Genomic DNA, 8,361 nt, shown 5'->3' with positions numbered 1-8,361 from the left:
GGCTCCAGCATGGAATCTGAATCAGAAGTTCACCGACTCGGGAATCCTGATTCCGGCAAAAAACATCACGCTCTAGAGACCCGGAAGGCGATAGTCCGATAACCATACGCGACGATGTAGATACGAGACCGGAGCACAAGGAACTCTCCCTGATCACACTGGTGGAGGTGATCAAAATCGTTAGAAGCACAGGGCGCTCGAGGTGCTTCGCCCTATTGCGCAGGGACGTCCCTCTTCGGTCGAGCCGCCCGGGACAGGAGCAGCGCAAGCGGACCCATGAGAATCCCGACGGCCAGCATCATAAAGGCAAGCCACCACCCGCCGGCGCTCTGGGGTCCTCCCGCCGCGTCGAGGGCCACGCCCGTGCCCCAGGCTCCGAGGGCCGACAACCCGAAGCCCACAGTGGAGTGCAGCGCCAACGTGGCTCCCCGATAATTGGGGTCGGCCGCTGCGCTCATTCCCGCGGTCAACGCTCCAGAGTCGGCAGGGACCGTTACGCCGTAGATCAGCAGCAGCAGCACCAGCGCCCAGGCCGGGGCGGTTACGTTGAAGGCGATGATGGTCGCCACGCAGGCGGACGTGATCATCACCGCGATAATCGCACGGTGCCGCCCGAACTTCAGCGCGGCTTCGTTGCCCAAAATGCTGGCGGGCATCGAGATGATTGCAAACAAGAAGCTCACTACGACTGGCGACAGCCATGACGGCGCGTCCTGGTGCGCAACCACGAACGTCCAGAAACCTACCAGCCAGGTACGGATGCCGTAGAGTTCGAAACAGTGGGCGCCGTAGCCGAAAATGTAGCCGAGGGCCTCTCGGTTGGCGAACACCGGCTTGAAGTTCAAAAGACGCCCTGTCTTGGGCTCCGGTCGGCGAGCTTCCATCAGCGCGCACGCCATCACCATCGCAATGGGTCCGATTCCGGTGATCACGAACGCAGCAGGCCAGCCCCATTTGTCCGCCGCCACCTGCGCCACCAGAAAAGAGATACCCACCCCGAACGAGAAGCTCGATGTGTACAGCGTGACCGCACGCGAACTGTTTCCTGCCGGGAGCCGGTCGGTGAGCGCCTTCAGGCCCGGCATGTACGCCCCCGCAAAGCCGAGTCCGGCGATCGACCAGATGATTGTGCCCGACCAGAATCCTTGCGCAAACAAACCGAAGGCGATGGTCGCAAGTCCGCTCACGATCGATCCGCAGAGGAGCACCAAGCGCGCGTCGATACGGTCCGTCAGCGTCGTCAGTAGGGGCACCGCGAGCATGTAGCCGAAGGCGTAGCCGCTTGCCATCAAGCCGCCTTCGGCGGCACTGAGCCCCCATGCCGGCATCAGGTGTTGAGCCAGATTTGCCGAAAGGGTCACGTGCGGCAGCAGGTTGCCCACCTGTCCGAGACACATCACCGCGATCAGCGGCCGGCCGGTCAAGCTGCGGATGCTCGCCTCCCCTCGAGTTTGTGGGCATTCATGCGGTTCGCCCAGGCTGCAGGAGCAGCAGCGCGACGAAGGCAGACAGCGATGCGAGAGCGCTGACCCAAAGCGCGACGCTACCGACATGTTCTACCATGAGCCCCATCGCGAGCGGTGCGACGGCTCCCGTTGCCCGTGCCGGAAGCGAAATCATGCCGACCCGTCTCCCGAAGCCGGCGGGTCCGAACAGAGCCAGCGGCAGCGTGCCGCGCGCGATGGTGATGATCCCGTTGCCAGCGCCGTACAGGACCGCATAGGCAGACGCGAACAGAGGACCTCCCAGGATCAGCGTGATGACGCCGATTGGATTCATCAGTGTAGCAAGTCTCGCCGAGAGCAGCGGGTGGAAGCGACCGAGCCAACCCGCTTCGAGAAGCCGGGCACCAACTTGGGCGGGCCCCACCAACGTTCCTGCGAACAACGCGGCAGCCGGTGAGGCACCCAGGGACACCAGCATCGTCGGCAGGATGGCCGAAAACCCCGAGCTGACGAACCCGACGGCGGCGAACATGTAGGCCAGCACCACGATCGCGAAGGTTTCGCTTTCACGCGAGGGGAGTTGAGGATGATCCACCGTCCCGGCTTCCTGTCGTAGGGGCGCGGCATGCGGCAAGTAGAGATTGAGAGGAAGCGCCAGGACCAAATGGATCAGCACCCAAGCCTGGCACGCCACTCGCCAGCCGTATTGGGCATCCAGCCACGTCGACAAGGGCCAGCCGACGGAGCTGGCAAACCCGGCGATCAGGGTGATGCCGGTGATGGAGCGTCGCGCCTTGCTGCCGTAGATGCGCGCGAGCGTTGCGAACGCCGCCTCGTAGAGGCCCATTCCCATGCCGATCCCGAGCAGCACCCAGGATACGACCAGGAGTGCTGGCCCCTCTGCGATCGAGAGCACGAACAAGCCGCCCGACAGAACAAGGTTCGAGGCCGCGAGCAGGCCTCGGCCTCCGAACGTGTCGATGGCATGCCCCACCCGTGGCCCCAGAAGTCCCGCGATCACGAGGGCGCCCGAGAGCGCCGCGAAGACATGGGTGGGTGCAAGACCCAAATCCCGCGCGATTGGCGCAGCGAGGATGGCCGGAAGGTAATAGCTCGAGGCCCACGCAATGGTTTGCGTGGTGCCGAGTGCAACGACGACCGCGACCGGACCTGCAGCCTGGCCCGCAGGAATTCGATTCATGAGCACCCGCAGCCCGAAGCTCCCGTCTTCTTGGCCGCCTCGTCGGCGCCGCAACAGGCCGATGCATCCTCCTTGGGAGGGCCGCCGCAGCAGGCCGTCGCGAGCGTGGCCGCCGCGACGCTTCCACGCGTGCAGACGCCGGTCTCCGGCAGCACGAGCTCGACCCTCGCCGCGGCGGCCTTGTCGCCCGCAAGGTCGGCCGCGATCGAGCGGACCTGCTCGTAGCCGGTCATCATGAGGAAGGTAGGGGCGCGGCCGTAGGACTTCATGCCGGCCACGTAGAAACCGGGCTCGTCGTGTGCGAGTTCGCGCGCACCATGGGGGCGTACCGTTCCGCAGCTATGCTCGTTCGGATCGATGAGGGGAGCGAGAGCGACGGGCGCCTCGATGGCCGGATCGAGTTTTAGGCGCAGTTCGGACAGGAACGACAGGTCGGAACGGAAGCCCGTCGAGACGATCAGTTCATCGGCGACCACGCTGCGCGCCCCGCAGCACGCGCCGGCCGCGATCCGGAGCCGGCCTTGAGCCTCCGAGATATGCGTGACGCCGAATTCGGCTTCGACCCGGACCTTGCCGGAGGCGACGAGCGCGGCGAAGGCGGCGCCTAGCTCGCCGCGTGCCGCGAGCTTGTCGTTGCTGCCGCCGCCGAACGCCTTCGCAGGGTCGGCGCCGCGCAAGAGCCAGACCGGCTCAGTGCCCGGTGCCCTTTCGGCGAGGTGGGCGAGGTCGATGAGCGTACCGACGGCCGAATGGCCGGCGCCGAGGACGGCGACCGCCTTCCCAGCGTATCTGGCTCGCTCGGCGCCGCGGACGTCCGGCATGCCGTAGGCGATCTTGCCCCCGTACTCTCGTTCTCCGAGGGCGGGCAGACCGTTTGCGCCCGCGGGATTGGGAGAGAACCAGGTGCCAGACACGTCGATGACGGCATCAGCCCGCAGCACCTCGGGCCCCTTGCCGTTCTGATAGCGGATCTCGAAAGGAGCGCCCTCGCGACCCTTGGTCTTGGCTTTGTCGAATCCGACCCGGCTGATCGCGGTCACGCGGCTCGAGGTGCGTATCGACTCGCGGAGCGCGGTTTTCGTCGCCAACGGCTCCAGGTAGCGGTCGATGAGCTCGCCGCCGGTGGGGTAGGATTGAGGGTCCGGAGAGTTCCATCCGGTCGGCGCGAGCAGACGCTGCGCGGCTTTGTCCACGTTGTACTCCCAGGGCGAAAAGAGCTGGACATGCTGCCACTGGCGAACGGCATGTGCCGCTTCGGGTCCGGCCTCGAGCACGATCGGCTCCATTCCGCGCTCGAGAACGTGCGCAGCCGCGGCGAGACCGACGGGGCCTGCCCCCACGATCGCCACCTTCTTCTTCTCCGTCATGATCGTCTCCTATCCTTCTAGAATTATCGAATATTGATCGATCAGAAATCAAGCCGCCGACTTCTTGCTCCGGCACTCCACTTCGTCGGCGCAGCACTCGGCCGCCATGAAGTCGACCAACCCGCGCATGATCTCGTAGTTGGCGTGGCAAACGAGCGTGGTGGATTCGCGGACCTGCGTGATCAGGCCGACGGAGACCAGCGTCTTGATGTGATGCGACAGCGTGGACGCAGGAATCTTGAGCTTTTCCTGGAGCCGGCCGACCGGCAGACCGGCCCTGCCGGCTCTCACGAGGGCCCGATAGATCTGGAGCCTGGTCCGGTTTCCAAGCGCTTCCAGGCGCGCTGCGACGTCTTCGATCTTCATGTAGCAAATATGCGCCGGCGCGCAGGAAGAGTCAACGGTATTTCTAGAAATGTCGAAATAACGCGTGCTCTGGTTCTCTCAGGCATACCAGGCGAAGAAGCGATCGAGAACTTGACGGCCATTCGCCTCGAAGCACCGCCCGTGACTCACGATTATGCGCTCGGGGTCCCAAGACAAGACTCTGTCAATTGCGGCTCGGGCTCTTCTTCGGTGCAACAAGAGTGGCAAGCGCATTCCGAAAAAGATCTGGCCATTGGGATGGTACATTCCCGTGAGGCGCGCAGCCGAGCGCCAGGGCTCGCTAATCTTGTCCAGCTCAAGGTTGATGATTGTATCGGTGAGAATGAGCGTTCTGGACGCCTTGTGAAAGAAGACGATTTCTCCGAAAATGCCTCCTGGGATGGCAGTTTGGTCGATTTCGCCTCCCCACGCCGGCGGCGGCGTCGACGTAAGCTCATCATCGAACCGCACGTCAATTCCTCGCGCCCGTGCGCGTCGGCGTGCGCCCGGAGACCCCCACGTAGTGGCATCGGGGAATGCTCGCGACCACTCCCCGATGTGAGCATAGTGAAATTGGTTTGGTGATACGAGATGGCTGATCGAACCGATCGATCGTAGGTGGCGCGCGAGTTCGAGATCGAGCGCGATGGGTGAATGGAGGAATAGTTCACCATTCTGAAGCTGCACGACGGTCATGCGCGTCGAAAACGGCAGTGGCAGCGTCACGCCAGCCATCGTCAGGTACTCGAATGGCCCGTCGACGACCCCGATTCCTGGCGCGAAGGGCTTGTATTCGTTAATCGGGTCGTACAGCGATGGAGTACGCGACATGGCGGTCTGACGGGCGTTCCGGGCCGCCGATTATAGCCCTCTCGCCTTTCAAGACCTAGAGCCGGCGCAGGTTTAGCGGGGCGGCATCGATTGCACCTCTATCCGGCGGGTTCAGCGTGCACGCTCTGCTCCCGGTGTTGTGGAGTGCGATGGATCGCGTCGAACCAGGCAAGAACGGCCTCGGCCGAACAGGGGAGCTCAGCTCCCAAGCCGCCGTGAAACTGGCGCCAGCGTTCCACGTAGGGCTCCCGCACCGCTGTCAGGAGCGGGGGTTCCCGCGCAGACGACGTCCGCGCAGGAAGCGAGCAGCCCGTGTCCTGCGGCCTCGGCTCTGCCAAACCGACTGATGACGACGAGATCCACTGCATCCCTGATCGCGGATTCTATGCAATGCGCCATCGAGAGCAGGGCCTGTTCGTCCAGCTTGCAGCCGCGAGACTCGCTTCCGCGATCCTGGGTGATCCTCGCCCGCTCCCCGGTGCGAAGGTCCAACAGGTCGAGCATCTGGCATTTTGCCGAGCCCGGCACCATGTTGACCTCGGCTGACCGGCAGCGACATGACCGAGATCAACACACTTGAATCGGGGCCGGGCGGCTCCCGCCGCCCGGCCCCGATTCTCTACGCCTTGTAGTGGGGCGACTTGAACGATAGCCGTTTCGTCGTCTCGGGAGCCGAAGCGATCTTGCGGATGTCCGCCCACGTCTGCTTGTAGTTGGGAATGATGAGCTCGTTCACTCCGGCGTTGACGACGTTGCCCTGCACGCCGGTCGGGAACCCAAAGAGCATAAACGTCTGCTTTGGCTTCGCCGATGGCGTTGGCTGGACCATCGCTTGGGTCGAACCGGCATCATTATAGACCTCGACCAGATCGCCTTCGCCCAGGCCGAGCTCCTTCATGTCGTTCGGGTTCATCTCGATGAAGGGGTACGGCGTCCGGTCCATGACGAAGTCGTTCTGGGCATCCATGAACGCATTCTGCCAAACGAGGTTGGTCCGTCCGTTGTTGACCAGGAACTTGTAATTGGCCTTCTGCTCGGCCTTGCCCGCGGCCTGAAGCCCGCGCCAGGGCGCGGCCATGAAGAATGCCTTGCCGTCCTTGGTCGAGAACTTTCCGTCCGTGTACAGTCGCTTGGTTCCCTGGATCTTGTTGTCGGCGAAGCCGACAGATGGCTCCTGGAAGCCGTTCGTGCCCATCGCGCGGAGGCGTGCATACGTGACGTTATCGCCGCCTTTCTCGTGCTTGCGGTAGCCGTCGTTGAAGGCGTCTTCCTCCGTCTTCCAATCGAACCCTTTGAACTGATCGGCGTAGGAGGCATTGCCCTGCTCGCGCAGCACGCGCTCCATCGTGTTCGCAAACCGGGCGGCGATGAGGCAGTCCGGCATCGCGTTGCCGGGCGGATCCATGTAGCGCTCGGTCAGCCGCATTCGTCGTTCGCCGTTCATGGATGTCAGGTTCATCTCGCCGGAGATGGCTGCAGGTAACCAGACGTGGGAGGCTTGTCCGATCTGGGTCGGCACGATGTCGACGTCGACCGAGAACAGGCCGCCCTGCCGGATCGCGACCATGATGGCGTCGACCATGGCCTTGCGGTCGCCCCAGGGCACGGTGTTCATGGCGTCCTTCACCATGTCCGTCCGGCGCTTGTACACCTGCTTGAACTTGAACGCGTTGAGCGTCGTCTTGTAGTGGTCGCAGGCCCAGATGTGATGGATGCCGCCGCGCCCCTCGATGAGGAGCTTGTCGACGTAGGCGGCCGGCCGCCCGACATGGGCGTCGGATGGACGCGAGTAGCCTTCCTGGTGGCCGCCCAGGCGCACGACTCCGCCGCCCGGCCGGCCGACGTTGCCGGTCGCGAGCGCGAGGTTCACGATGGCGCCGTTGGTGCGGTAGTTGTCGTTGCCCCAGATGATGCCCTTCTCGTATCCGAACATCGTCCGCCGGCGCTTGCCGCCGGCCTTCGGCTCCGCGATCCACTGGGCTGCCTTGACGATGTCCTCTCCGCGGAGCCCGGTGATCTTCGCCGCGTCCTCGATCGACGTGCGGTTCGCAGCCAAGGCCGACGCGAAATCGGTCAACGGTTGATCGGCCGGCGTGCCGCCGGGCCGCGATATCAGACCGGCGGCCTGACCCGAGGGCAACGTGCTTGCCGCGATGAACTCCTTGTCGATCCACCCCTTGTCGGCCACGTAGGTCAGAAGCGCGTTGAACAGCACGAGGTCCGTGCCAGGCTCAAGCGCGAGGTGGAGGACACGATCCTTCCCGCCCTCGGCTTCGCAGGCAGCCGTAGTCGCGGTGCGGCGTGGATCGATGATGATGATCCGGCTGGCCTCGACGGGTTCGCCGGGGAATTCCTTCTTCCTCTTGTCCATCGTGGTGCCGCGCAGGTTCGGTATCCAATGGTTGAGGAAGTAGTTGGTCTGGGTCTCGAGCGGATTGGTGCCGATCGCCACGATCGTGTCCGCAAGCTCGGCGTCCTCGTAGCAGTTGTTGAGCTCGCCGACGCCCATGTCGCGCGTCGCATGCACCTCGGAATTGTAGGCGGGCCGATTGTGAATGCGGACGTTCTTGATCTTCATGGCGCCGAAGTAGAGCTTTCCGGTACCCCAGGTGTTCTCGTATCCTCCGGCCGATCCGCCGTGATCGAACATCGACACGAAGAGGCCGTCTTCGCCCTGTTCGTTGATCACAGCCGCCGTGACGCGTGCCACCAGATCGAGCGCGTCATCCCAGCTCGTCGGCTGCATCGAGCCATAACGCCAGACCATCGGATCCGTGAGACGCTGCAGCTGGGTGTTCCGTTGCTGCGAGGTGTGGTTTTCGGCCATCCGCGCGCCGCGGATCGAACCGAGACCGGAGTTCACGACACAGTCCGTGTCCGGCTTGATGACGAGGTGAACGTCCTTACCGTCCTGCTTGACGATGTTGTACATGGACGGCGAATACCAGGCCGCGGTCTCCGCGCCCTGCTGCTTGGACAGGTCGACGCCGAATTTGTTGGACTTCGGATCGAAGCCACCCTGCTTGTTGATCGCCCAGGTGTAGGCTTTGTAGCCGCATCCGACGATACAGTAGTGGCAGGTGACGTTGTGCTCCTTGGCATCCGCCGGGATGATCGGGAGGCGGTCGGTCTGGCGCTTATAGGTCATGTT

7 protein-coding genes and 1 pseudogene are annotated in these 8,361 nt (G+C 63.8%); all 8 read right to left on the bottom strand.

The window, feature by feature from the left end; translation table 11 throughout:
- Window positions 1-212 precede the first annotated feature (212 nt).
- On the bottom strand, window positions 213-1,397 hold the full coding sequence (locus tag QW868_RS13700) for an MFS transporter (protein WP_316230755.1): 1,185 nt from the start codon (window positions 1,395-1,397) through the stop codon (window positions 213-215).
- Window positions 1,398-1,461: 64 nt separating this feature from the next.
- On the bottom strand, window positions 1,462-2,646 hold the full coding sequence (locus QW868_RS13695; RefSeq protein WP_315813297.1) for an MFS transporter: 1,185 nt from the start codon (window positions 2,644-2,646) through the stop codon (window positions 1,462-1,464).
- Window positions 2,643-4,013 carry an NAD(P)-binding domain-containing protein gene (locus QW868_RS13690; protein ID WP_316230752.1) on the bottom strand — a complete coding sequence of 457 codons (1,371 nt, stop codon included), beginning with the start codon at window positions 4,011-4,013 and terminating at the stop codon, window positions 2,643-2,645. Before QW868_RS13690 ends, QW868_RS13695 begins: the two co-directional genes overlap by 4 nt.
- Before the next feature lie 48 nt (window positions 4,014-4,061).
- Entirely contained in the window at window positions 4,062-4,379 is a 318-nt protein-coding gene (locus tag QW868_RS13685) for a metalloregulator ArsR/SmtB family transcription factor (RefSeq protein WP_315797732.1), read from the bottom strand.
- Window positions 4,380-4,457: 78 nt separating this feature from the next.
- A complete protein-coding gene (locus QW868_RS13680; RefSeq protein WP_315736012.1) occupies window positions 4,458-5,210 on the bottom strand; it encodes a DUF4336 domain-containing protein in 753 nt (250 codons plus the stop codon).
- Between the two features lie 98 nt (window positions 5,211-5,308).
- Window positions 5,309-5,578: a DUF2478 domain-containing protein gene (locus tag QW868_RS33555; RefSeq protein ID WP_409997708.1), complete on the bottom strand. Its 270-nt coding sequence runs from the start codon at window positions 5,576-5,578 to the stop codon at window positions 5,309-5,311.
- Window positions 5,508-5,714, bottom strand: a pseudogene (locus tag QW868_RS33550) (DUF2478 domain-containing protein); the annotation flags it as partial. The pseudogene QW868_RS33550 and the gene QW868_RS33555, both read right to left, overlap by 71 nt.
- 115 nt (window positions 5,715-5,829) lie before the next feature.
- Window positions 5,830-8,358, bottom strand: a complete 2,529-nt coding sequence (locus QW868_RS13675) for an arsenate reductase (azurin) large subunit (RefSeq protein WP_316230751.1) — start codon at window positions 8,356-8,358, stop codon at window positions 5,830-5,832.
- Between the last annotated feature and the right edge of the window lie 3 nt (window positions 8,359-8,361).

The organism is Bradyrhizobium sp. SZCCHNR1051 (assembly GCF_032489615.1).
In the GTDB taxonomy this organism is placed as follows: domain Bacteria; phylum Pseudomonadota; class Alphaproteobacteria; order Rhizobiales; family Xanthobacteraceae; genus Bradyrhizobium.
This window is presented reverse-complemented; position numbering and strand designations above follow the sequence as displayed.